Source organism: Streptomyces sp. NPDC048172, from assembly GCF_043202595.1.
Classification (GTDB): Bacteria; Actinomycetota; Actinomycetes; order Streptomycetales; family Streptomycetaceae; genus Streptomyces.
This window is the reverse complement of record NZ_JBIDAT010000001.1, coordinates 1028825-1055542: the sequence shown is the minus strand read 5'-3', so window position 1 is coordinate 1055542 and position 26718 is coordinate 1028825. Positions and strand designations below refer to the sequence as shown.

Annotated in this window: 24 protein-coding genes and 3 pseudogenes; 13 read left to right on the top strand and 14 right to left on the bottom strand. The window is 70.2% G+C overall.

Annotated elements, in window-relative coordinates:
- Window positions 1-1310 precede the first annotated feature (1310 nt).
- Window positions 1311-1613, bottom strand: coding sequence for a hypothetical protein (locus ACGF3A_RS04795; protein WP_393727151.1), 303 nt, complete (start codon window positions 1611-1613; stop codon window positions 1311-1313).
- Between the two features lie 139 nt (window positions 1614-1752).
- On the opposite strand from ACGF3A_RS04795, the gene ACGF3A_RS04790 reads away from it, so the two are divergent.
- From ACGF3A_RS04790 to ACGF3A_RS04780, 3 genes and pseudogenes are all read left to right on the top strand, one after another.
- Complete coding sequence (locus ACGF3A_RS04790) at window positions 1753-2343, top strand: N-acetylmuramoyl-L-alanine amidase (protein WP_393725758.1); 591 nt, start codon at window positions 1753-1755, stop codon at window positions 2341-2343.
- Window positions 2344-2454: 111 nt separating this feature from the next.
- Window positions 2455-2595, top strand: a pseudogene (locus ACGF3A_RS04785) (1-aminocyclopropane-1-carboxylate deaminase); the annotation flags it as partial.
- A gap of 79 nt (window positions 2596-2674) precedes the next feature.
- Window positions 2675-4312 carry a recombinase family protein gene (locus ACGF3A_RS04780; protein WP_393725756.1) on the top strand — a complete coding sequence of 546 codons (1638 nt, stop codon included), beginning with the start codon at window positions 2675-2677 and terminating at the stop codon, window positions 4310-4312.
- Window positions 4313-4850: 538 nt separating this feature from the next.
- On the opposite strand, the gene ACGF3A_RS04775 is transcribed toward ACGF3A_RS04780, so the two are convergent.
- The gene (locus ACGF3A_RS04775; protein ID WP_393727149.1) at window positions 4851-5309 is read right to left on the bottom strand and encodes a DNA-binding protein; all 459 of its coding nucleotides are present in this window, start codon (window positions 5307-5309) and stop codon (window positions 4851-4853) included.
- 3 nt (window positions 5310-5312) lie between these two features.
- A pseudogene (locus tag ACGF3A_RS04770) lies at window positions 5313-5498 on the bottom strand (helix-turn-helix transcriptional regulator); the annotation flags it as partial.
- Window positions 5499-5585: 87 nt separating this feature from the next.
- On the opposite strand from ACGF3A_RS04770, the gene ACGF3A_RS04765 reads away from it, so the two are divergent.
- Together ACGF3A_RS04765 and ACGF3A_RS04760 are read left to right on the top strand one after the other, a co-directional pair.
- On the top strand, window positions 5586-5945 hold the full coding sequence (locus tag ACGF3A_RS04765) for a hypothetical protein (RefSeq protein ID WP_393725754.1): 360 nt from the start codon (window positions 5586-5588) through the stop codon (window positions 5943-5945).
- 244 nt (window positions 5946-6189) lie between these two features.
- Entirely contained in the window at window positions 6190-7827 is a 1638-nt protein-coding gene (locus tag ACGF3A_RS04760; protein ID WP_393725756.1) for a recombinase family protein, read from the top strand.
- Window positions 7828-8365: 538 nt separating this feature from the next.
- Here the strand turns inward: ACGF3A_RS04760 and ACGF3A_RS04755 are convergent.
- Window positions 8366-8824, bottom strand: a complete 459-nt coding sequence (locus ACGF3A_RS04755; RefSeq protein WP_393727149.1) for a DNA-binding protein — start codon at window positions 8822-8824, stop codon at window positions 8366-8368.
- A gap of 3 nt (window positions 8825-8827) precedes the next feature.
- Window positions 8828-9013: pseudogene (locus tag ACGF3A_RS04750) on the bottom strand (helix-turn-helix transcriptional regulator); the annotation flags it as partial.
- An 87-nt stretch (window positions 9014-9100) separates the two neighbouring features.
- Here ACGF3A_RS04750 and ACGF3A_RS04745 point away from each other — a divergent pair.
- The 4 genes from ACGF3A_RS04745 (at window position 9101) to ACGF3A_RS04730 (ending at window position 12223) form a co-directional block, all read left to right on the top strand.
- Entirely contained in the window at window positions 9101-9460 is a 360-nt protein-coding gene (locus ACGF3A_RS04745; protein WP_393725754.1) for a hypothetical protein, read from the top strand.
- 138 nt (window positions 9461-9598) lie between these two features.
- A complete protein-coding gene (locus ACGF3A_RS04740) occupies window positions 9599-10375 on the top strand; it encodes a 1-aminocyclopropane-1-carboxylate deaminase/D-cysteine desulfhydrase (RefSeq protein ID WP_393725752.1) in 777 nt (258 codons plus the stop codon).
- Between the two features lie 475 nt (window positions 10376-10850).
- The gene (locus tag ACGF3A_RS04735; RefSeq protein WP_393725750.1) at window positions 10851-11264 is read left to right on the top strand and encodes an anti-sigma regulatory factor; all 414 of its coding nucleotides are present in this window, start codon (window positions 10851-10853) and stop codon (window positions 11262-11264) included.
- Between the two features lie 20 nt (window positions 11265-11284).
- Complete coding sequence (locus ACGF3A_RS04730) at window positions 11285-12223, top strand: RNA polymerase sigma factor SigF (RefSeq protein ID WP_393727147.1); 939 nt, start codon at window positions 11285-11287, stop codon at window positions 12221-12223.
- Between the two features lie 33 nt (window positions 12224-12256).
- Here the strand turns inward: ACGF3A_RS04730 and ACGF3A_RS04725 are convergent, their stop codons facing one another.
- The gene (locus tag ACGF3A_RS04725; protein WP_393725748.1) at window positions 12257-12664 is read right to left on the bottom strand and encodes a hypothetical protein; all 408 of its coding nucleotides are present in this window, start codon (window positions 12662-12664) and stop codon (window positions 12257-12259) included.
- A 58-nt stretch (window positions 12665-12722) separates the two neighbouring features.
- On the opposite strand from ACGF3A_RS04725, the gene ACGF3A_RS04720 reads away from it, so the two are divergent.
- Complete coding sequence (locus tag ACGF3A_RS04720) at window positions 12723-13691, top strand: diacylglycerol/lipid kinase family protein (protein WP_393725746.1); 969 nt, start codon at window positions 12723-12725, stop codon at window positions 13689-13691.
- 316 nt (window positions 13692-14007) lie between these two features.
- Window positions 14008-14271 carry a WhiB family transcriptional regulator gene (locus ACGF3A_RS04715; protein WP_016469673.1) on the top strand — a complete coding sequence of 88 codons (264 nt, stop codon included), beginning with the start codon at window positions 14008-14010 and terminating at the stop codon, window positions 14269-14271.
- A gap of 110 nt (window positions 14272-14381) precedes the next feature.
- On the opposite strand, the gene ACGF3A_RS04710 is transcribed toward ACGF3A_RS04715, so the two are convergent.
- From ACGF3A_RS04710 to ACGF3A_RS04695, 4 genes are all read right to left on the bottom strand, one after another.
- The gene (locus ACGF3A_RS04710; protein WP_393727145.1) at window positions 14382-15881 is read right to left on the bottom strand and encodes a histidine kinase N-terminal domain-containing protein; all 1500 of its coding nucleotides are present in this window, start codon (window positions 15879-15881) and stop codon (window positions 14382-14384) included.
- Between the two features lie 290 nt (window positions 15882-16171).
- Window positions 16172-16807 (bottom strand): class II aldolase/adducin family protein, encoded by a 636-nt coding sequence (locus ACGF3A_RS04705; protein WP_393725743.1) that lies wholly within the window; start codon window positions 16805-16807, stop codon window positions 16172-16174.
- A complete protein-coding gene (locus ACGF3A_RS04700) occupies window positions 16807-17697 on the bottom strand; it encodes a sugar-binding transcriptional regulator (protein WP_393725741.1) in 891 nt (296 codons plus the stop codon). The genes ACGF3A_RS04705 and ACGF3A_RS04700 overlap by 1 nt, the downstream gene beginning before the upstream one ends.
- Window positions 17630-19066, bottom strand: coding sequence for an MFS transporter (locus ACGF3A_RS04695; protein WP_393725739.1), 1437 nt, complete (start codon window positions 19064-19066; stop codon window positions 17630-17632). The genes ACGF3A_RS04700 and ACGF3A_RS04695 overlap by 68 nt, the downstream gene beginning before the upstream one ends.
- A gap of 184 nt (window positions 19067-19250) precedes the next feature.
- Here ACGF3A_RS04695 and ACGF3A_RS04690 point away from each other — a divergent pair, with 184 nt between their 5' ends.
- On the top strand, window positions 19251-20777 hold the full coding sequence (locus ACGF3A_RS04690; protein ID WP_393725737.1) for an FGGY family carbohydrate kinase: 1527 nt from the start codon (window positions 19251-19253) through the stop codon (window positions 20775-20777).
- A gap of 52 nt (window positions 20778-20829) precedes the next feature.
- On the top strand, window positions 20830-21849 hold the full coding sequence (locus tag ACGF3A_RS04685; RefSeq protein WP_393725735.1) for an NAD(P)-dependent oxidoreductase: 1020 nt from the start codon (window positions 20830-20832) through the stop codon (window positions 21847-21849).
- 178 nt (window positions 21850-22027) lie between these two features.
- On the opposite strand, the gene ACGF3A_RS04680 is transcribed toward ACGF3A_RS04685, so the two are convergent.
- The 4 genes from ACGF3A_RS04680 to ACGF3A_RS04665 all read right to left on the bottom strand — a co-directional run bounded on the left by ACGF3A_RS04680 (window position 22028) and on the right by ACGF3A_RS04665 (window position 26599).
- Window positions 22028-23095: an SIS domain-containing protein gene (locus tag ACGF3A_RS04680; protein WP_393725733.1), complete on the bottom strand. Its 1068-nt coding sequence runs from the start codon at window positions 23093-23095 to the stop codon at window positions 22028-22030.
- Window positions 23096-23182: 87 nt separating this feature from the next.
- A complete protein-coding gene (locus tag ACGF3A_RS04675) occupies window positions 23183-24739 on the bottom strand; it encodes a glycoside hydrolase family 3 protein (protein WP_393725731.1) in 1557 nt (518 codons plus the stop codon).
- Window positions 24740-24770: 31 nt separating this feature from the next.
- Window positions 24771-25601, bottom strand: a complete 831-nt coding sequence (locus ACGF3A_RS04670; protein WP_393725729.1) for a carbohydrate ABC transporter permease — start codon at window positions 25599-25601, stop codon at window positions 24771-24773.
- The gene (locus tag ACGF3A_RS04665; RefSeq protein WP_393725727.1) at window positions 25598-26599 is read right to left on the bottom strand and encodes a carbohydrate ABC transporter permease; all 1002 of its coding nucleotides are present in this window, start codon (window positions 26597-26599) and stop codon (window positions 25598-25600) included. The genes ACGF3A_RS04670 and ACGF3A_RS04665 overlap by 4 nt, the downstream gene beginning before the upstream one ends.
- Between the last annotated feature and the right edge of the window lie 119 nt (window positions 26600-26718).

Sequence of the window (26718 nt, the reverse complement as noted above, 5' to 3'; positions counted from 1 at the left end):
CGCGTACGGATCGCCACGTACGGCACTCGAAGAGACACGCAGAGAGAGGACAACCCGTGAACGACCCCATCCAACTCCGGCTCGGTGACCGCCATGTGTCCCGCTGACCTCACAGGCGCACAGGCGCACCACCGCACCCGGTCCCGCAACCGTCCCGCCAACCACACGCTGCGTGCCCTCCTGGAGGAGACCGAGTGGACGCAGGCAGCGTTCGCGCACGCCATTACTCGTGTCGGCGCCGAGGTCGGCATACATCTCCGGTACGACAGGACCTCAGTCGCGCACTGGTTACGCGGCAGCCGCCCCGATCCCCGCGTGCAGCGCCTCATCGCCGAGGCCCTCTCGCGGCGGCTCGGCCGCCCGGTCACGGTCGCCGAGCTGGGCATGCGTCCCGCGCGTACGACCGCGGGGCAGCGCGACCGGCGCGGCGAGCGCCCCCACAGGACGCCGCGCGGCGCCCCCTCGGACGACGAGGGGGCGGAGGGCGGCGAACCGTCCGGGCGCCGCGCGCCCGTCCACCCCGCCGACCGCCTCACGGCGCTCACGGCGCCCGTCGTCCCCGCGCCCCGCGCCGACTCCCCTCCCCCGGCGCCCTACCGGCTGCGGCTCCTCAGCGAGCCCGCGCAGCAGCCCCGTCCGGCCCGGTCCCCCCTCCCCAGCCGGGCCGGACGCGGGCGGGGCCAGCCCGCGGCGACCGGCGTCCCGGGGGTCCGTCCGCCGGGCGCGGGCGAGGTCGCCTCGGTCCACGAGCACGCGCGCTTCTTCGCCATCCAGGCGGACCGGCACGGCGGCGGCCACATCCGCACCTCGCTCGCCGCGTATCTCGCGAGCCTCGTGAGGACGTTGCGCACCGGCGGCGACAGCGCCCACCACCGCGGCATGCTGGCGGGCGCCGCGCGGCTGAGCTACCTGCTCGCGCGGGTCTACGCGGACGAGGGGCGGCACGGCCTGGCCCAGCGCGCGTTCCTCACCGCGGCCGAACTCGCGGCGGAGGCCGACGACCCGGAGGGCGTCGCGCTCGCGCGACGGGCGCTCAGCTCCCAGGCGCACCAGCTCGGACATCCGCGCGAGAGCCTCGCGCTGGCGGAGGCGGCGTGCGGCGCGGCGCCCGCGGGCGCCGACCCCTCGGCGCGCGCGTTCCTCTACGCGGGGCTCGCGGTGGCCCGCGCCGCCGGGGGCGACAGGGGGCAGGCGATGGACGCGCTGCGCCGGGCCGAGCACCAGCTCGCCCGCGCCCCCGCGGACCTGACGACGGGGCCGCGCAGCCCGGGCGGCGAGCCGGTCGGCTCGTACCAGGACGCGGCGCTGCTCTACCAGTCGAGCCAGGTACGCGCGGCTCTCGGCGACCGCAGCGGCGCCATCGGCGACCTTCGCTCCTCGCTGCGTTCCCGTCCCGCGGCCGAGCGCCGCTCCCGCGCGCTGTGCCAGGCCGAACTGGCCGAACTGCTGCTCGCCGTCGGGCGCCTGGAGGAGGCGTGCGGCTCGTGGAAGGGCTTTCTGGAGGACTGCGCGCTGGTGCGCTCCGGGCGCGTCCGCGAGGCCCGCGGGCGCATGCCGGTGCTGCTGCGCCCGTACGCCCGGGAGAGGTGCGTGCAGTCACTGCTCGCACACACGAACCCCCTGGCGGGCGGCGGGCGATTCGACTAAAACCGCCCCCAAGCAGGGTAAGTAAGCACCCTGCGCCGCGGAGGAACTCCGCACGCGACAGCGCGACAGCGCGACAACGGACACCACACGATACGGGGGACGAGGATGGCCACTCCCATCACCGCGACCGCCTTCGTCGCTGCTCTCAAGAAGGAGGGCGTGCGCGTCGAAGAGGTCCGCGACTGGCGGAACCACAACCGCAACCACAAGGGCCCCTGGGGCCCGGTGCACGGCGTGATGATCCACCACACCGTGACCAGCGGCTCCCAGGAGACCGTCGACCTGATCTACGACGGCCGGTCCGACCTGCCCGGGCCCCTCTCGCACGGCTGCGTCACCAAGGACGGCACGGTGCACCTGACGGGCCACGGCCGCGCCAACCACGCCGGGCTCGGGGACGACGACGTGCTGCGCGCCGTCATCGCCGAGCGCGGGCTGCCCACGCCGAACGAGCAGAACACGGACGGCAACCGGGCCTTCTACGGCTTCGAGTGCGAGAACCTCGGCGACGGCAAGGACCCCTGGCCCGAGGAGCAGCTCGACGCGATCGAGCGCGCCGCGGCGGCCCTGTGCCGTCACCACGGCTGGGGCGCGCGCTCGGTCATCGGCCACCTGGAGTGGACGAACCAGAAGTCGGACCCGCGCGGCTTCTCCATGGACGCGATGCGCGAGCGCATCGCGGACCGGCTCAAGTGACCGGCTGAAGCGACCGGTCGGGCGAGGACGGGATGGCGGACGGGGGAGCGCCCGGCCGGGCAGGTGGCCCCGGCCGGGCGCGGCCCGTGCGGCGCCGCGCACAATGGCGGGATGCTCCCGACGTACGACGCGCTCGCCGCGCGCCTCCCGTCCCCGCTCGAAGAGGCGGCGGACGCGCGCTTCGCGCGCCGGGGCGTGCGGCTGCTGCTGAAGCGGGACGACCTGATCCACCCCGATCTGGTCGAGAACAAGCCCACTGGCGTTAACACGGGCTGACGTGGGGGAACGCAACTCTGCGCCTGCCCGTTGAGACGGACAGGGGTGAACTTGAGTGACCGGCGCGACCGATCCCGCCAAGCTCTGCGATCTGTACCTACGTCGCAGCACGCTTCAGGACGACAAATCAACGCTCAAGGCACATGAGAAAGATCTACGCGAACGAGCCAAGCGTGATGGCCTGACAGTCCGAAAGGTCTGGAAGGAAGAGCTGTCCGCCTTCAAATCCGGCGTGGTCCGGGACGAGTTCGATAAGGCGATTGCCGCTGTCATCGCTGGCGAAGTTCGGCATCTCTTGGTCTGGAAGCTGAGCCGCCTTAGCCGTAGAGGCATGGGACAGGTCGGCCTAGTCCTCGACCAATTCGAGGAAAAGGGCGCCCGGCTCATCTCGCACATGGACGGGTTGGACAGCAGTGTTCCGCAGCATCGGGGGCTCTTCGCATGGCTTGCCGAACAGGCACGCTCGGAGTCCTTCAACACCTCCATGCACACGCGCGCCACGAAAGCGGAGAAGAAGCTCAAAGGCGCGTGGCCTGGCGGGCAACCTCCCTTCGGTCTGCGGGTCCGTCGGGGACGGAAGTCAACCGAGCATCACCCGAAGGAATACGAGCCTTCGCGGTTGATCGCTGACCTCCTGCTAGCGGGAAAGTCCGCCGAGAAGATCGCCGACGAGATGAATACTCGCGGCTGGCGAACAAGGCGCGGGGGCCTGTGGCGCTCCTCCTCGATCACACAGCTTGCCCATTCCCCGGCGTGGGCGGGCCTGATGCCCGTTCACGAGCGGTACACGGACAGCAAGGGGCGCGAGCGGTGGAGGAGCACAGACGAACCGCTGCGAGGCCCTGACGGCGAATACGTGCGCGTCGGCAAGAGCGTGATCACTGTGGGTGAACGGGTGCGCATCCTCGCTCAGCTCCGCTCCCGCACGTCCAACTCACTGGCCAGCGGTCGGCGCGGGAAGCCTGCCGCTCAGTCCCTCCTCTCCGGCTTCCTCAAGTGCGGCAGATGCCTGGGGCCGATGACCAAGGGAGGCAAGCAGTACCGCTGCTATCGGCGCGTCAATCTCGGCAAATCCGCATGCCAAGGAATGTCCGTGCAAGTAGTGGACATGGACCGGGTGATAGAGATCGCGTTCATCAAGCAGGTCAAGAGCCTTCCCCACAAGAAGGAAGTGTTCCAGGAACTTGCGGCGCGATGGCAGGCATACGAGGAACCGGAAAATCAGGCTCGTCGGGCGGAGTTGACGGCGTCGCTCGATGACGCCACTTCGCGCCGTAAGTCGCTGGAAAATGCCCGCTACGTGAAGGGGCAGTTCTCGGACGCAGACGGCGAGCAGCGCTACGACGAATTGCATTCGAGCGTCACGAAACAAATCAGCGATCTCAAATCGCAGATCGCGGAGATTACTTCCGTGACAGAATTCCTCGCCACGAGGGATTACGAGGATCTACGAAATGCGTGGCTTGACGCAGACCAGGAAAAGGCGCGTGAACTCCTCGGCGTCGTCATGAAGTCGGTCACGCTGCTGCCGCCGCCCAGCACGGGGCCGCGCACCCTTCACGAAGTGCTCACCCGGTCGTGCTTCCACTGGCACGGAGAGAAGCGCCAACCGCTCAAAGTCGATGGGCGCCGCACCGCAGACACAACTTGGCCGTTCGAATATCTGCCGGAGAAGTGGACCAAGGCGGCATAGCCCAAGTTCCTGATCCCGCAGACGAAAAGCGCGGGCGGTGCTGCGAGGCTTTGGACAGTAGCTGCCATGGGGCGAGAGATCAGGGGGCCATACGCTAGCCGCGAATCGGGCTGGCTCCTGGCCTGCCCGCAATAGCCCGATCCGGCCCCCTGGTCTTCGAGGCTCGCCCCATGGGAGCTGTCTAAAGCCTCGCAGTGCCGACCGCCCCGGCCAGAGCGTCAGGAAGGGTTCACATGGCGCCGCTGCCGGGAGCCGCGAGAGGCGGCGGCGGGGGCGGTGGCTCCTTCACGATCATGGGCCCTGCAAACGCGTCCGGGCGGCGTGCCGCCCGGACCGGACCGGCCGTCAGGCCGCATGCCGGGCCGGAGCGGCAGGAGCCGCCCGGACGGCGCGCCGCAGGCGCGCCCTTGAGTAAGTGAAGAAGAGTTACACCGATCGCTCCGCCGTCCCGTCTCGCATCGCTGCGCCCCGGCTAGCGCGCAACCGTGTGCACCCGCCTGGCGCTCTAACTCCGGGGCTGTCGGCTCTGCGTCCGGCCTTAGACGGCTTCCGCCCGGGGCGGCCGATTGAAGCGCATCAGGGCTCGACGGCTGGTGTCGGGCGTCTCGTAGGTCAGAGTCCAGGGGCCGCTATCGACCGTGGACGACTTGTCGAACCCCACCCACTTGCCCTCTGCCCGGCGCCCTGTCGGGTCTACAAGCAACTGCACCGCCCCGTGATAGACGGCGCCCTTGTAGTACCCCTCGGCCGCCGTGCGCTCCGTCCATGTCCCCGTGAGAGCGGGTCCGTCCCTCGTGAGGTCCAGGAAGATCGGAGAGTCGTTGGACCCCGGCAGGCTCTCGCAGTGCAGCCGGTTCCCGATCTCACGCACGACGACGTAGTGATGCCGGGAGATCTCTCCCCGCCTCGTGCTGATGTAGCTGTACTGGCTTCGCCATACGCCGGAGAGTTCACCCGTGTTCCCCGGCTGCTGGCCGCCGAGGACCTGTACGGACATCCCAAGGGCCTGCGCGATCGGCCCGAGCCAGTCACGCGGGGTCCTGGTGCCCTTCTCGTATCTGTAGATCTCTTGCCGTCCTAGAGCATCGGGGCCGACGCCTGCGACGCGGCACGCTTCGGTTGCCAATCGCGCCTGAGACCAACCGAGTTGTTCTCGCCGCTCTCGAATGCGCTCCCCGATAGTCATAGCGTCCATTGTGGCCTACAGCGGGCCTACAAAGGGGACGACAGTCGGCCGCTTCTGCCCCATTGATCAGCGGCGGAGCCTCGACACATGGCGACGACAAAGGAAACGAAGGTACGGCACCGCTTCCGCCTGCTCCCCTGGTGCACACCGGAAGGGAAGCCCTGCTATCTCGACTCGGACAGCAACAGCGGCCCCCTGGCGGAGTTGGCGGACTCGCTTGAGGCCACTCAACTCGACAACGCAACCGAGGTGCTCGAACGCACATGTGAGCTGCTCGCGACAGAAGGCGTCTCAGAGAGGGAAGTACGTTTCACGACCCAGCGCCTTTCCGAGTGCCTGCGCGACGTCCTACGCATCGTGAAGAGCCGTGAAGGCATGCGTGAGGACGAGTTGGACCAGGAGGACGACGAAGAGGGTCCCAAGTTCCCCGCTGAAGCGTTCGGCTAGATCGTCCGCAGCCAGCCCCGGCCATGTCACCCCCCGCATGGCCGGGGCTTCTGCGTCTCCTGTTGCTGCTGGTCAGAGGGGGGCTAGACAGGCACGGGAGGTCGAGTAGGCTGCCGAGTCAAGAACTGGCATACACCAGTGGGCCTGTCCTCGGTCGAGAACAAGCCCACTGGCGTTAACACGGGCTGACGTGGGGGAACGCAACTCTGCGCCTGCCCGTTGAGACGGACAGGGGTGAACTTGAGTGACCGGCGCGACCGATCCCGCCAAGCTCTGCGATCTGTACCTACGTCGCAGCACGCTTCAGGACGACAAATCAACGCTCAAGGCACATGAGAAAGATCTACGCGAACGAGCCAAGCGTGATGGCCTGACAGTCCGAAAGGTCTGGAAGGAAGAGCTGTCCGCCTTCAAATCCGGCGTGGTCCGGGACGAGTTCGATAAGGCGATTGCCGCTGTCATCGCTGGCGAAGTTCGGCATCTCTTGGTCTGGAAGCTGAGCCGCCTTAGCCGTAGAGGCATGGGACAGGTCGGCCTAGTCCTCGACCAATTCGAGGAAAAGGGCGCCCGGCTCATCTCGCACATGGACGGGTTGGACAGCAGTGTTCCGCAGCATCGGGGGCTCTTCGCATGGCTTGCCGAACAGGCACGCTCGGAGTCCTTCAACACCTCCATGCACACGCGCGCCACGAAAGCGGAGAAGAAGCTCAAAGGCGCGTGGCCTGGCGGGCAACCTCCCTTCGGTCTGCGGGTCCGTCGGGGACGGAAGTCAACCGAGCATCACCCGAAGGAATACGAGCCTTCGCGGTTGATCGCTGACCTCCTGCTAGCGGGAAAGTCCGCCGAGAAGATCGCCGACGAGATGAATACTCGCGGCTGGCGAACAAGGCGCGGGGGCCTGTGGCGCTCCTCCTCGATCACACAGCTTGCCCATTCCCCGGCGTGGGCGGGCCTGATGCCCGTTCACGAGCGGTACACGGACAGCAAGGGGCGCGAGCGGTGGAGGAGCACAGACGAACCGCTGCGAGGCCCTGACGGCGAATACGTGCGCGTCGGCAAGAGCGTGATCACTGTGGGTGAACGGGTGCGCATCCTCGCTCAGCTCCGCTCCCGCACGTCCAACTCACTGGCCAGCGGTCGGCGCGGGAAGCCTGCCGCTCAGTCCCTCCTCTCCGGCTTCCTCAAGTGCGGCAGATGCCTGGGGCCGATGACCAAGGGAGGCAAGCAGTACCGCTGCTATCGGCGCGTCAATCTCGGCAAATCCGCATGCCAAGGAATGTCCGTGCAAGTAGTGGACATGGACCGGGTGATAGAGATCGCGTTCATCAAGCAGGTCAAGAGCCTTCCCCACAAGAAGGAAGTGTTCCAGGAACTTGCGGCGCGATGGCAGGCATACGAGGAACCGGAAAATCAGGCTCGTCGGGCGGAGTTGACGGCGTCGCTCGATGACGCCACTTCGCGCCGTAAGTCGCTGGAAAATGCCCGCTACGTGAAGGGGCAGTTCTCGGACGCAGACGGCGAGCAGCGCTACGACGAATTGCATTCGAGCGTCACGAAACAAATCAGCGATCTCAAATCGCAGATCGCGGAGATTACTTCCGTGACAGAATTCCTCGCCACGAGGGATTACGAGGATCTACGAAATGCGTGGCTTGACGCAGACCAGGAAAAGGCGCGTGAACTCCTCGGCGTCGTCATGAAGTCGGTCACGCTGCTGCCGCCGCCCAGCACGGGGCCGCGCACCCTTCACGAAGTGCTCACCCGGTCGTGCTTCCACTGGCACGGAGAGAAGCGCCAACCGCTCAAAGTCGATGGGCGCCGCACCGCAGACACAACTTGGCCGTTCGAATATCTGCCGGAGAAGTGGACCAAGGCGGCATAGCCCAAGTTCCTGATCCCGCAGACGAAAAGCGCGGGCGGTGCTGCGAGGCTTTGGACAGTAGCTGCCATGGGGCGAGAGATCAGGGGGCCATACGCTAGCCGCGAATCGGGCTGGCTCCTGGCCTGCCCGCAATAGCCCGATCCGGCCCCCTGGTCTTCGAGGCTCGCCCCATGGGAGCTGTCTAAAGCCTCGCAGTGCCGACCGCCCCGGCCAGAGCGTCAGGAAGGGTTCACATGGCGCCGCTGCCGGGAGCCGCGAGAGGCGGCGGCGGGGGCGGTGGCTCCTTCACGATCATGGGCCCTGCAAACGCGTCCGGGCGGCGTGCCGCCCGGACCGGACCGGCCGTCAGGCCGCATGCCGGGCCGGAGCGGCAGGAGCCGCCCGGACGGCGCGCCGCAGGCGCGCCCTTGAGTAAGTGAAGAAGAGTTACACCGATCGCTCCGCCGTCCCGTCTCGCATCGCTGCGCCCCGGCTAGCGCGCAACCGTGTGCACCCGCCTGGCGCTCTAACTCCGGGGCTGTCGGCTCTGCGTCCGGCCTTAGACGGCTTCCGCCCGGGGCGGCCGATTGAAGCGCATCAGGGCTCGACGGCTGGTGTCGGGCGTCTCGTAGGTCAGAGTCCAGGGGCCGCTATCGACCGTGGACGACTTGTCGAACCCCACCCACTTGCCCTCTGCCCGGCGCCCTGTCGGGTCTACAAGCAACTGCACCGCCCCGTGATAGACGGCGCCCTTGTAGTACCCCTCGGCCGCCGTGCGCTCCGTCCATGTCCCCGTGAGAGCGGGTCCGTCCCTCGTGAGGTCCAGGAAGATCGGAGAGTCGTTGGACCCCGGCAGGCTCTCGCAGTGCAGCCGGTTCCCGATCTCACGCACGACGACGTAGTGATGCCGGGAGATCTCTCCCCGCCTCGTGCTGATGTAGCTGTACTGGCTTCGCCATACGCCGGAGAGTTCACCCGTGTTCCCCGGCTGCTGGCCGCCGAGGACCTGTACGGACATCCCAAGGGCCTGCGCGATCGGCCCGAGCCAGTCACGCGGGGTCCTGGTGCCCTTCTCGTATCTGTAGATCTCTTGCCGTCCTAGAGCATCGGGGCCGACGCCTGCGACGCGGCACGCTTCGGTTGCCAATCGCGCCTGAGACCAACCGAGTTGTTCTCGCCGCTCTCGAATGCGCTCCCCGATAGTCATAGCGTCCATTGTGGCCTACAGCGGGCCTACAAAGGGGACGACAGTCGGCCGCTTCTGCCCCATTGATCAGCGGCGGAGCCTCGACACATGGCGACGACAAAGGAAACGAAGGTACGGCACCGCTTCCGCCTGCTCCCCTGGTGCACACCGGAAGGGAAGCCCTGCTATCTCGACTCGGACAGCAACAGCGGCCCCCTGGCGGAGTTGGCGGACTCGCTTGAGGCCACTCAACTCGACAACGCAACCGAGGTGCTCGAACGCACATGTGAGCTGCTCGCGACAGAAGGCGTCTCAGAGAGGGAAGTACGTTTCACGACCCAGCGCCTTTCCGAGTGCCTGCGCGACGTCCTACGCATCGTGAAGAGCCGTGAAGGCATGCGTGAGGACGAGTTGGACCAGGAGGACGACGAAGAGGGTCCCAAGTTCCCCGCTGAAGCGTTCGGCTAGATCGTCCGCAGCCAGCCCCGGCCATGTCACCCCCCGCATGGCCGGGGCTTCTGCGTCTCCTGTTGCTGCTGGTCAGAGGGGGGCTAGACAGGCACGGGAGGTCGAGTAGGCTGCCGAGTCAAGAACTGGCATACACCAGTGGGCCTGTCCTCGGTCGGCAACAAGTGGCGCAAACTCGCCCCTGTCCTCCGCGAGGCCGCCGCCTCGGGCCGCACCACGCTGCTGACCTTCGGCGGCGCGTACTCGAACCATCTGCGCGCCACGGCCGCGGCCGGACGCCTGCTGGGACTGCGCACGATCGGGGTCGTACGGGGCGAGGAGCTGGCGGACCGGGAGCTGAATCCGTCGCTCGCGCGGTGCGCGGCCGACGGCATGCGCCTGCACTTCGTCACGCGCGCCGACTACCGCCGCCGCTCCGACCCCGCGTGGCGGGAGGAGCTGCGGGAGCGGTTCGGCCCCTGCCTCCTCGTCCCCGAGGGCGGCAGCGACGCGGCGGCCGTACGGCACTGCGTCCAGCTGGGCCGCGAGCTGCGCGGGCTGACGGACGTGGCGGCGGTCGCCTGCGGCACGGGCGGCACCTTCGCGGGCATGGCGGCGGGTCTTTCCCCAGGTCAGCGGGGCCTCGGCATTCCCGTGCTGAAGGGCGGCTTCCTGACCGGGGAGGTGCGGCGGCTGCAGCGCGAGGCGTTCGGCGAGGTGCGCGGCGACTGGTCGCTGGACGACCGCTTCCACCGCGGGGGATACGCGCGCACGGACCCGGAGCTGGAGGAGTTCGCGGCGGACTTCGCCCGCCGCCACGGCCTGCCGCCGCTCGACCGCGTCTACGTGGCGAAGCTGCTGCACGGCCTCACGTTCCTCGTCTCCGAGGGCGCGTTCGCGCGGGGCAGCACGGTGACCGCCGTCATCACGGGCTAGCCGACCCCCCGAAGGTGTTACATAAAGTGACGAAATTGACTACTCTCTGCCGTCATCAACTTCCGGGCCCCCTCGCGCCATTGACAGAGAGTTACGATCTTGGCCGCGCTCCCCCGCCTCAGGATCGGCTTTCGGCCCTTGTGCGATTCCGCACCGCACGGGGCCATGAACGGTTCAGGAGGCGGGTATCGAACAGACACGACCCGCCCGGCGGACCCCGGATTCCCCGCGGACACCCGGCCGTCAGCCCGGAAATCACCAACAGAGCGTAATCGCCAAGGATTTGAGGCCTCCGACCCCTAGCCACGTACAGTACCCATATGTTTACTATGGGTGACACTCACGGGATGAGGCGGCATAGATCCATGCGTGCGGCATCGTGACACGGATCGCGATAGCGTCGCTGGCGAAACGAACCAACAGCCGCTTCGGCCCACGACAGGCCCAACCGGCTCGTGTCACCTTGGAGGTGAGGGTGTCCCAGATCGCAGGCGAGCCCGCGGCGCAGGACTTCGTGGAGGTCCGGCTGCCGGCGGCGGGTGCCTATCTGTCGGTGCTGCGGACGGCCACCGCCGGTCTCGCGGCCCGCTTGGACTTCACCCTCGACGAGATCGAGGATCTGCGGATCGCCGTGGACGAGGCGTGCGCGATCCTGCTCCAGCAGGCTGTCCCCGGCTCCGTGCTCAGTTGTCTCTTCAAGCTCGTGGGCGACTCGCTCCGCGTGACCGTCTCGGCACCGACGACCGACGGCCGCGCGCCCGAGCGCGACACGTTCGCCTGGACGGTGCTCTCGGCCCTGGCGGGAGAGGTGGATTCGACGGTGTCCGACGACCGTACGGTCAGCATCAGCCTGCACAAGAAGCGCGGTGCGGGCCCCGGAGCGTCGTGACCGAGCACGAGGCGCGGGAGATGTGGGCAGGCCGCCGGAGCGCGGTCTCCCCGGGCATCCCTGAGCAGCAGGCCCGGCCGCACCCGGCCGACCCCACCAGTCAGCGACCGGAGCAGGCAGAGCGGGCGGACGCGATGGACCAGCAGCAGGAGATCCACGGGCAGGGCGGCGGCGCTCCCGGCAACCGCGGCGGGCAGTTCGACCCCCACGACCGCAGCGGCGCGCGGGCGCTCTTCATCGAGCTGCGCAAGCTGCCCGACGGCTCGACCGAGCGCGCCGAGCTGCGCAACCACCTGGTGCGGATGCACCTGCCGCTCGTGGAGCACCTGGCCCGCCGCTTCCGCAACCGCGGCGAGCCGCTGGACGACCTCACCCAGGTCGCGACGATCGGCCTGATCAAGTCCGTCGACCGCTTCGACCCCGAGCGCGGGGTGGAGTTCTCGACGTACGCGACGCCGACGGTCGTCGGGGAGATCAAGCGGCACTTCCGCGACAAGGGCTGGGCGGTGCGCGTCCCGCGCCGTCTGCAGGAGCTGCGGCTGTCGCTGACGTCGGCCACGGCGGAGCTGTCCCAGCAGCACGGCCGGGCCCCGACCGTGCACGAGTTGGCACAGCGGCTGTCGATCTCCGAGGAGGAGGTCCTGGAGGGTCTGGAGTCGGCGAACGCGTACAGCACGCTCTCGCTCGACGTCCCGGACACCGACGACGAGTCCCCGGCCGTCGCCGACACCCTCGGCGCGGAGGACGACGCGCTGGAGGGCGTCGAGTACCGCGAGTCCCTCAAGCCGCTGCTGGAGGAGCTGCCGCCGCGCGAGAAGAAGATCCTGCTGCTGCGCTTCTTCGGCAACATGACGCAGTCGCAGATCGCCCAGGAGGTCGGCATCTCCCAGATGCACGTCTCCCGGCTGCTGGCCAGAACCCTGGCCCAGCTCCGCGACCGCCTGCTCGTCGAGGAGTGACAGCGGGCCCGTGACCGTGACCGGCCCCCGGGGTCACTCCCGGGGGCCGATCCCCAGCGCCTCGGTCGCGGTCGGGTTGATCAGGCAGGCGAGGACGCCCAGCGCGGCGAGGGCGAGGACGACCGCGAGCAGCACGTAGAACGCCCCGTTCTGCGCGAACTGCCAGGCGACGGGCAGGGCGAGGAGCTGCACGATCATCGAGGGCCCGCGGCTCCACCTGCGGCACAGCCACAGCCCGCGCGCGGCGGCCAGCGGCAGCGCCGCGAGCGCGAGCACGGTCACGGCCAGCGTGACCGCCTGCGTCATGTCGTCCGGCGTGTCCGTGGCCAGCTTCACCAGCGAGACGACCCCGAAGGCCGCCACCACTGCTCCCTCGACCCCGGTCACCAGCGCCGCGGCGGTGATCCGGCGCGGTCTGGACGTCTCCCTCGCGGTACTCACAGGGGAAGCCTAGCCCCGGGCCTGTGCCACCGTACGGCCCGGTAGGTACCCTCACCCCATGCGTGCGCTCCTCGTGGTCAACCCGGCGGCAACCACCACCAGTGCGCGGACCCGTGACGTGCTCACGCACGCGCTCGCCAGCGACCTCAAGCTGGAGGTCGCCACCACGGAGTACCGCGGTCATGCCCGCGATCTCGCGCGCCGCGCCGCGGAGAGCGGCGAGACCGAGATCGTCATCGCCCTCGGCGGCGACGGCACGGTCAACGAGGTGGTGAACGGGCTGCTGCACGAGGGCCCGGCCCCGGAGTCCCTCCCCCGGCTCGCGGTCGTCCCCGGCGGCTCGACCAACGTCTTCGCACGCGCCCTCGGGCTGCCCAACGACGTCGTGGAGGCCACCGGCGCCCTGCTGGACGCGCTGGCGACCGGCAGCGAGCGCACGGTGGGCCTCGGCCTGGCGAACGGCGTGCCGGGTACGGACGACGCCACCGTCCCCTCCCGCTGGTTCACCTTCGCCGCGGGCTTCGGCTTCGACGCGGGCGTCGTGGGCCGGGTCGAGCAGCAGCGGGAGCGGGGCAAGCGTTCGACGCACGCGCTGTACGTACGACAGGTGGTCCGGCAGTTCCTCGGCGAGCAGCACCGCAGCAGGGGGACGATCACACTGAGTCGCCCCGGCGAGGAGCCGGTCGAAGATCTGGTCCTCTCCATAATCTGCAACACCGCGCCCTGGTCGTTCCTGGGCAACAAGCCCCTGTACGCGGCGCCCGAGGCGTCCTTCGACACCGCCCTCGACGTGCTGGGACTCTCCCGGATGACCCCCGCCGCCGTCAGTCGCTACGGCACCCAGCTGCTCGCCTCGTCGCCCGAGAAGGGGCCGCGCGGCAAGCACGCGGTCACCCTGCACGACCTGACGGACTTCACCTTGCAATCGCAGGTCCCACTGCCGTTTCAGATGGACGGTGACCACCTGGGGCTGCGTACAAGCGTGAACTTCACAGGCGTTCGCCGTGCACTGCGTGTGATTGTGTAAGCGGAAGGGCCTAAAGTCCTTCTACTCGAACGTTTAGACCAGGATCCACCCACTGGAATGACGGCTGTGAGCTAGTCGACACCAAGGATTCCAAAAAAACTTTCCTGAAGGGGTTGTATCCGTCGCCGAGGTTTGCGAGTCTCTTCATGGCGATCGGGACGGCCGCTCATCAGGCCCCCTTGAGAGTCCGAATCCTCCTCTAAGTTGTTCAGTGGGACCCGTCACAGTCATGGGCTCCCCCTTCCCCTGCGGATGGATTCGTGAAAGCGTTCACATTCACAAGCAACGAGCCCACACACGAGGAGAGGTAGCAGCCATGGACTGGCGTCACCACGCCGTTTGCCGCGAGGAAGACCCCGAGCTGTTCTTCCCCATCGGCAACACCGGTCCCGCGCTGCTGCAGATCGAGGAAGCCAAGGCCGTCTGCCGCCGCTGCCCCGTCATGGAGCAGTGCCTGCAGTGGGCCCTGGAGTCCGGTCAGGACTCCGGTGTCTGGGGTGGCCTCAGCGAGGACGAGCGCCGCGCGATGAAGCGCCGCGCCGCCCGCAACCGGGCGCGGAACAACGCCGCGACCGCCTGAGCGACGCTGACGCCCAGCCCCCTGTCACCTAGCTGCCCCCCGAGCCGCAGCGCGCAGTGACCCTGGCGGAGCCCCGGCCCGTGACGAGATGTCGTCCACGGGACCGGGGCTCAGCGCTGTTCGCGCCCTTCCCGCTCGCGCTTCTCCGTCTCCACCGGGAGGTCGAAGAGCACGCGCGTGCCGCCCCCGGGCGCGGGCCGCATGTCGAAGCTCCCGCCCAACTCGCCCTCCACCAGCGTCCGTACGATCTGGAGGCCGAGGTTGCCCGCGCTGTGCGGGTCGAAGCCCTCGGGCAGGCCGCGGCCGTTGTCCTGGACCGTGACGAGCAGCCGGGCCTCCTCGTGGCCCGAGCCCCCGCCCCGTACCGCGTGCACCTCGACCGCGCCCTGCTCGTCCGCGCCGAAGCCGTGCTCCATCGCGTTCTGCAGGACCTCGGTGAGCACCATCGAGAGCGGGGTGGCGATCTCGGCGCCGAGGATGCCGAAGCGGCCGGTGCGCCGGCCCGTGACGCGGCCCGGGGAGATCTCCGCGACCATCGCGAGGACGCGGTCGGCGATCTCGTCGAACTCCACGCGCTCGTCCAGGTTCTGGGAGAGCGTCTCGTGCACGATCGCGATCGAGCCGACCCTGCGCACCGCCTCGTTCAGCGCGTCCTTGCCCCGGTCGGAGTCCATCCGGCGGGCCTGGAGGCGGAGCAGCGCGGCGACCGTCTGGAGGTTGTTCTTCACCCGGTGGTGGATCTCCCGGATGGTGGCGTCCTTGGTGATCAGCTCGCGCTCACGGCGCCGCACCTCGGTGATGTCGCGCAGCAGGATCAGCGAACCGATGCGCGTGCCCTTGGGCTTGAGGGGGATCGCGCGCAACTGGACGACGCAGTCGTTCGCCTCGACCTCCGCGCCGCGCGGGGCCCAGCCGCTGGCGAGCTTGACCATGGCCTCGTCCACCGGGCCCTTGGAGGGGGAGAGCTCTGCGGTCGCCTCCCCCAGGTGCAGCCCGACGAGGTCGGTGGCGAGGCCGAGGCGGTGGTAGGCGGAGAGGGCGTTGGGGCTGGCGTACTGCACGACGCCCTCGGCGTCGAGCCGGATCAGGCCGTCGCCGACGCGCGGGACGTGGTCCATGTCGACCTGGTGCCCGTAGAACGGGAAGGAGCCCGCGGCGATCATCTGTGCGAGGTCCGAGGCGCTCTGGAGATAGGTCAGCTCCAGGCGGCTGGGCGTGCGGACGGTCAGCAGGTTGGTGTTGCGCGCGATGACGCCCAGCACCCTGCCCTCGCGCCGGACGGGGATCGACTCGACCCGTACGGGCACCTCCTCGCGCCACTCCGGGTCGCCCTCGCGCACGATGCGGCCCTCGTCGAGCGCGGCGTCGAGCAGCGGGCGGCGGCCACGCGGGACCAGGTGGCCGACCATGTCGTCCTGGTGCGAGGTGGGCCCGGTGTTGGGGCGCATCTGCGCGACGGAGACATAGCGCGTCCCGTCCAGGGTGGGGACCCACAGGACGAGGTCGGCGAAGGAGAGGTCGGCCAGCAGTTGCCACTCGGAGACGAGCAGATGCAGCCACTCCAGGTCGGTGTCCGACAGGGCGGTGTGCTGGCGTACGAGGTCGTTCATGGAGGGCACGGAGCGAGCCTACCGGCCGATTTCCGGGGCCTTCGACCGCTCCTTCGAGTACTGTCGCGCAAGGCGTAGACAGGAACCTGTGGTCTAGTCCACAATTCCTGGGACATGCTTCTGGCCTCCCCGCACAGGAGGCCGGAACGAGGCTCACGGCGCTCTCTGCCCTGACTGCGCCGGGGTCTTGAAGCTCCGGGCCGCAGCGCCGGGCGGGTTGAGGGTCCCGTCCCGGTACTGCGGCCCGTAGTGCTTCCCCGTAGTGCTTCCAGGGCTCTCCGCCGGAGCTCTCAGGCGTGCTGGATGGCCTCGTCGGCCGTCACCGGGAACGTCGTCTTCGTGTCCCCCAGCAGCAGCGCCCGGTAGGTCGCCGTCGCGGCCTCCTCCAGGTTCATCGCGCGGCGGAAGGCCATGCCGATGTCCTCCCCCAGCGCCGAGCAGCCGTGGTGGGCCATCAGCACGCAGTTGTGCTCCCTGGCCTGCTCGGCGGCGGTGTCGGCCAGCGCGTCGGAGCCGTTGGGGTGGAAGACGGTGCGGCCGACGGAGCGGACGTAGACCGCGTGGTCGAGGGTGAGCAGCCGGATCTCGTGGCCGAGCGCGTCGACGAGGACGGCGTGCTGGGGGTGGATGTGGACGATCGCGTTCACGTCGTCGCGCACGCGGTACGTGCGCTGGTGCAGCTTCCACTCGCTGGACGGCTTCGGGCTCCCGCCGACGGTCTCGCCGTCGAGGTTCATCACGGTGAAGTCCTCGGGCGTGAGCCGGTCCAGCCAGGTGCCGGAGCCGGTGACCACGTACTCGCGGGAGCCGGGCAGCCGCGCGGAGAGGTTGCCGCCGCTGGCCAGGACGAAGCCGCGCTCCACGGCCGTACGCCCGACGTCGATGAGCTGCTCTATCAGCCCGTCCGTCGTCTCAGGGTGCTTCATCAGTCACTCTCTTTCTCGTCCTGGAGCAGTGCCCGCGCCGTCTCGACGTCGGTCACCGCCATGTTCACGAGGCCGTGGCGGAGGGCCGCCCGGAGGGCGCCCACCTTCTGGGGGCCGAAGGAGATCCCCACCCGCTGCGGGATGGCGGTCAGTTCGGTGAGGGCGAGGCCGACGACGCGCTCGTCGACCTCGCCGGTGACGGAGGCGCCGTCGGGGCCGAAGAAGCGGCCCGAGATGTCGCCGACGGCGCCCGCCCCGTCCAGCTCGGCCCGCTCGTGCTCGCTGAGCCGGTCGAGCAGGAGCCCGGAGCTGCCGGTCATGCCGCCGACTCCGGCCACCAGCAGGTCGGCCTCGGCCGCCCGGCGCAGCGTCTCGCGGACCCCGGGGTCGGCGCGCAGGGCCCGGCCCATCTCGGGGGACGAAGCGAGGATCGGCGCGGGCAGGTGGTACGTCTCGGCCTCGAAGGAGGCGCCGAGCCGGAGGACCAGCTCGTGCGGGCTGATGCCCCGCGAGACCCCGCCCCAGCTCCCCGCCAGCGGAACGAAGCCGAGCCCGGGGACGGGCGCCGACCGGACGTGCGGGAGGGTGGCCGCGACCGCCGAGGAGAGGCCCACCGCGACCGTGGAGGCCCGCGGGACCAGCGCCGCGAGGGCCTCGGCCCCGGCGAGGCCCACCGCGTCGTACGTACGGTCCGCGTCGGCGAAGCTGGGGGCGACCCAGACCTGCTCCAGGCCGAACCTGGCGGCCAGCGCCGCCTCCAGGTCGCCGAACGGGGTGCTGGGGCTGTGGATGCGGATCTCGACGATCCCCGAGCGGCGGGCCTCAGCCAGCAGCCGGGTCACCTTCACGCGCGAGAGCCCCAGCAGCGCGCCGATCTCGTGGTGCGTCATCCCGTGCTGGTAGTGCAGCCGGGCGACCCTCCCCTGCAGCTCCTTGGCCTCCATGGGATGAACTTCCGTTCTCACTCGCGAGCATTCGTTCACCCATCATGCCTTCCTCGTCCTCCGGAGGACAAGCGTCGCCCTCGTCGCGTGCGCCGTCCCGCAGCAGCAGCGTGAGCCCGATGCCCGCCGCGTAGACCGCCGCGAGCAGCCACATCAGGCCGCCGACGCCGAGCGGGCCGAGGAAGACCCGGGCGAGGACGGGTCCGGCCGCGTTGCTCAGGCCCGCGCCGAGGTTGAGGATCGCGACGGCCGCGGCCTTCTGGCTGGGCGCGAGGAGCGGCACGATCGCGCTGAGCGGGACGTACGCCGCCATCGCGAGGCCGAGGACGATGGCGACGGCCATGGTCGCGGCGAAGTTCGGGCCGAGCCACTCGGGCACGTAGTACATGGCGAGCACGGCGATCACGCAGCCCACGCCGCCGATCCAGGCGACGACGTTGATCTGGCCGATCCGGTCGCCGAGGTAGCCGGAGAGGACGTTGCCGATGATGTTGGCGAAGAGCATCGTGCCCCAGATCGTCTGCCACTGGGGCAGCGAGAAGCCCACGTCGTGGACCATGTGCGAGGCGACGAAGACCGGGAACGCGTAGAAGCAGAGCGTGTTGATGATCCGGACCACGCCGCCGACGCCGACCTTGGGGTGCGTCTTCAGGACAGTGAGCCCCTTGACCACCTGGCGCAGATTGGACGCGGCGCCCGCGCCCTCTCCCCCGCCGCCGCTGCGGGCGCGGACCAGGAAGAAGAGGATGAGCCCGCCCGCGAGGATGAAGGCCAGCGAGATCCAGAGGGTGACCAGCTCGCCGACGACGGGGATGACGGCACCGGCGAAGTACGAGCTGACGACGCCGAGCCCGGCGGTGCTCGCGAACCAGTACCAGCCGACCGCGCGGCCGATGACCTCCTTGGGCGTGGCCATGGTGACCCAGACGAGGAAGCCGTAGGCGAAGAACGGGTAGCCGAGGCCGCGGATGCCGTAACTGACCAGCATGACCGCGTAGTTGCCCGCCATCACGCCCAGCGCCAGGAAGATCACCTCGAAGCCGGCCCAGATCGCGAAGCCGAGGGTCATCACCCGTCGCGGGCCCCACGCCTCGGCGAGCGCGCCCGCCAGCCAGGCGGCGACGGCCACCACGATGCCGCAGACGCTGACCAGCGTCGCGACGTCGGAGGCGGCGAAGCCGCGGGACTCCAGATAGGGCGCGAGGAAGCCCAGCTCGACGCCGTCGCCGACCATGAACAGCAGCAGCGCCAGATAGCCCCAGGCCAGGGGGCGCACGATCCCCTGGCGGGCGAGCCATACGGACATCGACGGCATGAGGGCACTCTCCTTTGAGTCCGGCCACACCTCGCAGATGAACCATTGTTCGGGCGGGTGCACTTTGGGCCGCCAAGAGTCGGCCCGGCCCGCGCGGCTGTCAAGAGTTGACCCTCGATCTCCACCGACCTACATTGCGAACGTTCGCACAGAGTTGTGCACCATTGTTCAGTCGGAGAGTGTCATGACGCCACCTGAGAGCGCGCTGATCGGGATCGACGCGGGTACCACCGCGGTGAAGACCACGGTGCTGACCGGCGAAGGGCGTGAGCTGGCCACCGCCCGCACCTCCGTCGAGGTCGGCCACCCGGAGCGCGGCCACGCCGAGCAGTCCATGGACGAGGTCTGGCACGCGGTCGTACGCACCGTCACGGGTGCCCTGGAGCAGGCACGGCAGGCCGGGCCCCTCACCGTGCGGGCGATCGGGCTCACCGGGCAGGGCGACGGCGCCTGGCTGCTCGACGAGGACCACCGGCCGGTCGGCCCGGCGGTGCTCTGGCTGGACAACCGCGCCACGGAGCGCGTACGGGCGTGGGAGGCCGACGGACGCGCCGCCGACGTCCGTGCCGTGACCGGCTCCTCGGTCTTCCCCGGCGCCCTGCCCCCGCTGCTGGAGGAGCTCGCCGAGACCCGCCCCGAGCTGCTGGAACGCGCCCGCCACCAGGCCAACTGCAAGGACTGGATCCGGCTGCGGCTGACCGGCGTGCTGGAGACCGACGCCACGGAGGCGTCCCGCACCTACCTCGACATCCGCACCGGGCGCTACGCGGACGGGCTGATCGACCGGCTGGGCCACCGGCGCTTCGCCCGCCTGCTGCCGCCCGTCGTGCCCGCCGACGCGCACCGCCCGCTGACCGCCGAAGCCGCGGCCCTGCTCGGGCTGGACGCCGGGATCCCCGTGGCCACCGGGATGATGGACACCGCCACGGCGGGCGCCGGGACCGGCGCGGTCTCCCCCGGCGAGGCGTACGCGATCATCGGCACCACCGCCTTCCTCGGCGTGACCCGCGCGAGCGCCGCCGAGCTGACGACCCCCGTCGGCATCACCCTCGCCACCGGCTTCGACGGCCAGGTCCTGGAGTGCCTCGCGCCGATGTCGGGCTCGCCGAACCTCACCTGGGCCCGCGACGCGCTGCTGTCCGGCGTCCCCGACGAGGGCGGCTGGGACGCGGTCGAGGCCGAGGCCCGTGCCGTGCCCGCCGGCTCCGGCGGCGTGCTCTACCTGCCGTACGGCGCGGAGGCGGGCGAGCGCGCCCCGTTCAGCGACGTCCACGCCTCCGCCGCCTGGCTGGGGCTCTCCAACGGGACGACCAGGGGCCAGCTCCTGCGCGCCGTCTACGAGGGGATCGCGCTCGGCCTGCGCGAGTGCCGGGACGCGCTGCGGCACACCGGCCCCCTGCGGGTCTGCGGCGGCGCGGCCGCCAGCGACCTGCTCTGCCAGATCCTCGCCGACGTCACCGGCGGCGCCGTCGAACGCCCGCTCGCCCAGGAGGTCGGCACCCGGGGCGCCGCCGCGCTCGCGCTCGCCGCGCTCGCAGGTTCCGGCGACCTCCCCGCCGCCTCCGCCGCGCTGCTCGGCGACGCCGACGTCTTCACCCCCGACCCCGCCGCCACGGCCCTCCACGACGCGCAGTACGCGACGTTCACGGCCGTACGGGACGCGCTGCGCCCCGGCTGGCCCGCCCTGCGGGAGCTGCGCCGCCTGGCGTGACCGTGCCCGCGCCCGTGCCCGTGACCGTACGAGAGAAGAGGAATCCTCCCCCATGACCGCACCGACCCCCGTCCCCGAACGCCCCCGCGTGCTGGTGACCGCCGCCTTCGACGGCGCCGTCGCGAAGGAGCTGGAGCGGGACTTCGAGGTGACCGTGACGTCGCCGTCCACGAGTGGCCGTTCGCTGGCCGAGGTGGAAGACGCGCTCGCCCTCGCCTCCGCCGACGCCGTCGTCTGCGAGCTCGACCGGCTCGACGGCGCGGCCCTCGCCGCCGCGCCCGGACTCCGCTTCGCGGTCTCGTGCCGCGCCGCGCCCGTCAACATCGACCTCGACGCCTGCACCGCGCGCGGCATCCCGGTCGCGACGACCCCGGGCCGCAACGCCGACGTCACCGCCGACCTGGCCTTCACCCTGCTGCTCTCCACGCTGCGCAACACCTCGCGCGCCGAGGCGTGGATGCGGGAGGGCAACTGGACGGAGGACGACGTCTTCGCCCCGTACCGGCTCTTCCGGGGGCGCGGGCTGAACGGGCTCACGCTCGGCATCCTCGGCGGCGGCGCCGTCGGGCGCCGCGTGCTCGCGCGGGCGCGGGCCTTCGGGATGCGGGTGGTGGTGTACGACCCGTATCTGGCGCCCGGCGCGTTCGGGGACGAGGCGCGCGTGGTGGAGCTGGACGAGTTGCTGGCGGCGGCGGACGTGGTGTCCGTGCATGTGCCGCTCGCGGAGTCGACGATCGGGCTGATCGGGGAGCGGGAGCTCGCCCGTATGCGGCCGGGCGCCTACCTGGTCAACGCGGGGCGCGCCGCCGTCGTCGAGGAGGGCCCGCTCATCGCCTCGCTGCGTTCCGGGCATCTCGCCGGTGCGGGGCTCGACGTCTTCTGGGCGGAGCCGCCGCGTCCCGACCACCCGCTCTTCTCGCTGCCGAACGTGACGATGACCCCTCATATCGGGGGTGCGTCCGATGACGTGATCGCCGTGCACTCTCGGCTGGCCGCCGAGGCGCTCCGCGCCTGGAGTGCCGGGGAACGCCCTGCCGCTGTCGCGAACCCTGGTGTCTACGCGGACCGTTGACGGTGCGCCGAGCAGAGAGTGCCCCTTGCGGTGCTTCGCGGGGCGCGGGTGCGTCGTGGTCGCTCGCGCAGTTCCCCGCGCCCCTGAAGCCGCCCTTCGGGCGTGCTTCGGGGATGCCTGCTGCCGGGCTCGCGCCCCCGAAGCCCGCCCCTCCGGGGCGGGCTTCGGGGCGGCGGCGTTAGCGGGTCTCTGTCACCTTTGCCAGGGAGCGGGGGGCGTCCGGGTCCTGGCCTCGGGCGATGGTGACCTCGTAGGCCAGCATCTGGAGGGGCATGATCTCGACGATGGGCTGGAGCTCCTCCGCCAGGCCCTCGGTGGGGAGGGCGAAGCCCGCCGAGGCGTGGTCCACCTGGTTCTGGGCGCCGATGACGACGAGGTCGGCGCCGCGGTCGCGGAGGCGGTCCAGGACGGGCTGGAGGGCCTCGCCGCCCTTGCCCTCGGTGACGACGGCGATGACCGGCGAGATGTTGTCGACCATGGCCAGCGGGCCGTGCAGCAGGTCGGCGCCCGAGTAGGAGAGGGCCGGGATGTAGCTCGTCTCCATGAGCTTGAGCGCGGCCTCCTTCGCGGTCGGGTAGCCGTAGCCGCGCGAGGTGAGGACCATGCGCTCGGCGAAGCGGTAGCGGGCGGCGAGCTGCTTGACCTCGTCCCTGCGGGCCAGGACCGACTCGGCGATCTCGGGGAGGGCCTTGGCGGCGTCCGCGCCGTTGCCCCCGCGCAGGCCCTCGACGAAGAGGTAGAGGGCGAGCAGCTCGGCCGTGTACGTCTTGGTGGCGGGCAGGGCCTTCTCGGGCCCGGCGAGGACGTCGATGTGGAACTCGCTGACCTCGGCCAGCGGCGAGTCCGCGTTGTTGGTGACGGCGAGCGTGATCGCGCCCGCCTCGCGGGCCGCCTTGGTGGAGGCCACCAGGTCGGGGCTGCCGCCTGACTGGCTGATGGTGATCACCAGGCAGTCGGTGAGGTCCGGCTTCGCGTCGTACGCCGTGGTGGTCGACATGGAGGTCAGGCCGCACGGCTTGCCGAGCAGGATCTCCAGCAGGTACTTCGCGTAGAGCGCGGCGTTGTCGGAGGTGCCGCGCGCCGTGAGGAGGACGAAGCGCGGGTTCTTCGCGGCGATCCGCTCGGCGACCTCGCGGATTCCGGCCGCCCCCTCGTCGAGGATGCGCCGCAGCACCGCGGGCTGCTCGGCCATCTCACCCGCCATGATCTGGCCGGGAACGTGCGTCGTGGACGACGGGGCGGACATGCTTGGTGCCTCCATGGAGCTGGGCGGGGTGTCGACATCGATCCTACGATCCCCCTGGAGAGAGGGCACTTTCCGTCCGATCTCTGGTCATTCCCCGGCGATGATCTCGGCCGCCGCGCGCCCGCAGACGCGCGCCGCGCCGTACGTGGCCAGGTGCAGCGCGCCCCGGGGCTCCGCCTGGGGCAGACCCATCTCGACGACGACCGTGTCCGGACGAGCGGCCACCAGGGTGTCCAGGGCCGCGCTCATCCAGGCGTGCCGGTGCGCGTCGCGGACGACGGCGACGACGCGGCGGCCGTCGGCGGCCCGCAGCACCTCGGCGCCCAGGTCGCGGCCCGCGGCCGCTCCCCCGTCGCCGTCCACCGCGTGGACGGAGCCGTCGTAGGCCGCTGTGGCGGTGCCGGGGAGCATCCGCCGCAGCTCGGCGCCGAGCCCCCAGGGCGTCTCGTCGCCGACCGCGATGTTGGCGACGGGGGTGAAGGCGGCGACGTACACCGGCCCGTCGGGGCGCTTGTACGTGTCGAGGCCTGTGGCGCGCAGCGCGCGGCGGGCCGCCTCCATGCCGATCCCGGGGTCGGGGGCGAGCGCGGGGACCGCCGCGTTGGCGGCCCCCGCGCCGCGTGCCCATTCCGCGAGGGAACGGACCCGTGCTGCGGCGTCGGCGAGCCGCTCCTCCTTCAGCTCGCCGTCGCGCACGGCCCTCACCAGCGCGTCGCGCAGCCGCAGCACGGTGTCTTCTCCGGAGAGGCCGCCACCGACGCAGATCGCGTCGGCCCCGGCGGCGACGGCCAGGACGCAGCCGCGCTCCAGGCCGTAGGTGGCGGAGATGGCCCGCATCTCCATCCCGTCGGTGACGATCAGCCCGTCGTGGCCGAGGCCGCCCTCGCTCTCCGGGGCGCGCAGCAGCCCGGTGAGCGCGGCCGGGCTGACGGTGCCCGGGTACGTGGGGTCGAGCGCGGGCAGCAGGATGTGCCCGCTCATCACGCCCTTGGTGCCCGCGGCGACCGCGGCCCGGAACGGCACCAGCTCGCGCGCCCTGAGCGTGTCGAGGTCGGCCTCGACGCGCGGCACCACGTGGTGCGAGTCCACGGCCGTGTCGCCGTGCCCGGGGAAGTGCTTGACGCAGGTCGCGACCCCGGCCGACTGCATCCCGTCGACGTACGCCACCGTGTGCCGGGCCACCAGCTCGGGGTCGCCGCCGAAGGAGCGCACGCCGATGACGGGGTTGTCCGGGTTGGAGTTGACGTCCGCCGAGGGCGCCCAGTTGAGGTTGACCCCGGCGGCGGCCAGGCGGCGGCCCAGCTCGTGGGCGACGCCCCGGGTGAGCCGGGGGTCGTCGACGGCGCCGAGCGCCGCGTTGCCGGGGAACGAGGACCCCGTACGCGCCTCCAGGCGGGTGACGTCGCCACCCTCCTCGTCGATCGCCACCAGCACATCGGGGCTGACCTCGCGCAGCTGCGCGGTGAGCGTGGCCAGTTGCTCCGCCGAGTCGATGTTGCGGCTGAACAGGCCGACCGAGGCGAGACCGTCGCCGAGGTGCCGCAGCAGCCAGGCGGGCGCCGCCGTTCCCGTGAAGCCCGGCTGGAGGACGGCCAGCGCGTCGCGGGTGAGGGTGTCGGTGCGGCGAACAGAGGATGTGGTCATCTGGCGCGTGTCCCTTCGGGGTGAGCCGGGATCAGCCCTTGACCGCACCGGAGGTGAGGCCACTGACCGCCTTGCGCTGCAGGTAGAGGAAGAGCAGCAGGATCGGGATGGCGAAGAGCGAGGCCGCCGCCATGGTGGCGCCCCAGTCGTCGCCGAACGCGGTCTGGAACTTCGACAGCCACAGGGGCAGCGTCTGCGCCTCCGCGTCCTTGTTGAGGATGAGCACCATCGGGAATTCGTTCCAGGCCGTGATGAATCCGAAGAGCGAGGTCGCCATCAGACCGGGCGCCAGCAGCGGGAAGATGACCTTCACGAACGCCTGCGTACGGGTGCAGCCGTCGACCATCGCGGACTCCTCCAGGTCCTTGGGGACGGCCGCGACGTAGTTGCGCAGGGTGATCACCGTCAGCGGCAGCACCATGACCGTGTAGAAGAGGGTCAGCGGGAGCAGGCTGTTCAGCATGTCCGCGTCGCGCACGATCATGTAGATCGCGATGACCATGACCTCCCAGGGCGCCATCTGCGCGATCATGAAGACCAGGATCACGCCCTTGCGGCCCTTGAAGCGCATCCGCGCGAGCGCGAAGGACGCGAACAGCGCGAGCAGCAGGGAGAGTCCGACGGCCACCACGGTGACGGTGACCGAGTTCCGTACGAGCGTCCAGAAGTGCTCGGCGTTCACGGCCGTCTTGAAGTGCTCGAAGGTCGGCGACGTCGGGAACCAGACGGGGTCCTCGCTGATGATGTCGCCGTTCTTCTTGAACGCCGTGTTGAACATCCAGTACACGGGGAACACGAAGCCGGCGAAGAGCACGAGCGCCGTGGCGTTGGGCCAGATCTTGCCGAGGAGTGACTTCCTCATCGGGTCTCCCCCTCTTCGTCGGCGTCTTCCTGCCGCAGCACGATGCGCAGGTAGTACGCCATCAGAGCGAGCAGGATCAGGATGGTGAGCATGGAGATGGCCGCGCCGGCCCCGTAGTGCTGGTTGCCGACGCCCTCGACGAAGGCGTAGACGGGCAGGGTCTCGGTGAGCCGGTCCGGGCCGCCCTCGTTGACCGCGAAGACGTGCGGGAACGCCTTGAAGATCCAGATCACTTCGAGGAACGTCGCGACGAGCAGGAAGGGCTTGAGGAACGGGAACGTCACGTGCTTGAAGCTCTTCCACGCGCCCGCGCCGTCGAGCGCCGCGGCCTCGTACAGCTCGCGCGAGATGGTCGTCGTCGCGGCGTAGAGGTTGATCGCGACGAACGGTATGGAGGTCCAGGTGAGCAGCAGCCCGATGACGAAGAACGTCGAGAACTGGCTGCCGGTCCAGTTGTAGTCGGCCATCCCCTCGAAGCCGAGCTTGGCCAGCACCCAGTTGACGACGCCGAAGCGCTGCGCGAACAGCCACTGGTAGACGGTGGTCGCGGCGATGATGGGCATCGCCCAGGCGAGCACCAGCCCGATCGAGAGCAGCAGCCGCATCTTGGAGCCGAGGCGGGCGAGCAGCAGGCCGACCAGGGTGCCGCCGACCATGATGGCGACGACGTTGACGGCCGTGAAGATCATCGACCGGAGCACGACGCGCCAGAACTGCTCGTTCGTCAGCGTGTCGGTGTAGTTCGACACCCCGTTCCACTCGGTGACGTGCTGGATCAGCTGCGTCATGTTGAGGTTCTGGAACGAGAGGATGCCGTTCTGCACCAGCGGATAGCCGAGGAAAATGGCGGTGGCCGCGAGAGCGGGCAGCATCAGGAGGTACGGCAGTCCCGCCCTGGGCGGCTTCTCGGGACGTACCTCGGAGGGCGCGAGCTCGCTCCCCGTCGGCTTGAACGGCACCTTGTCCTCCGGCGGCGCCTTACCGGTGTGAACAGACATCCAGACCTACGCTCCAACTCACAAAAGGGTTGCCTCTGTTGCCTCGACCGCCCCGGTCGCGGGCGGACGGCGCGGCCGAGGGAGGGGCGCCACGAGGGGCCCCTCCACCGGCCGTCGGC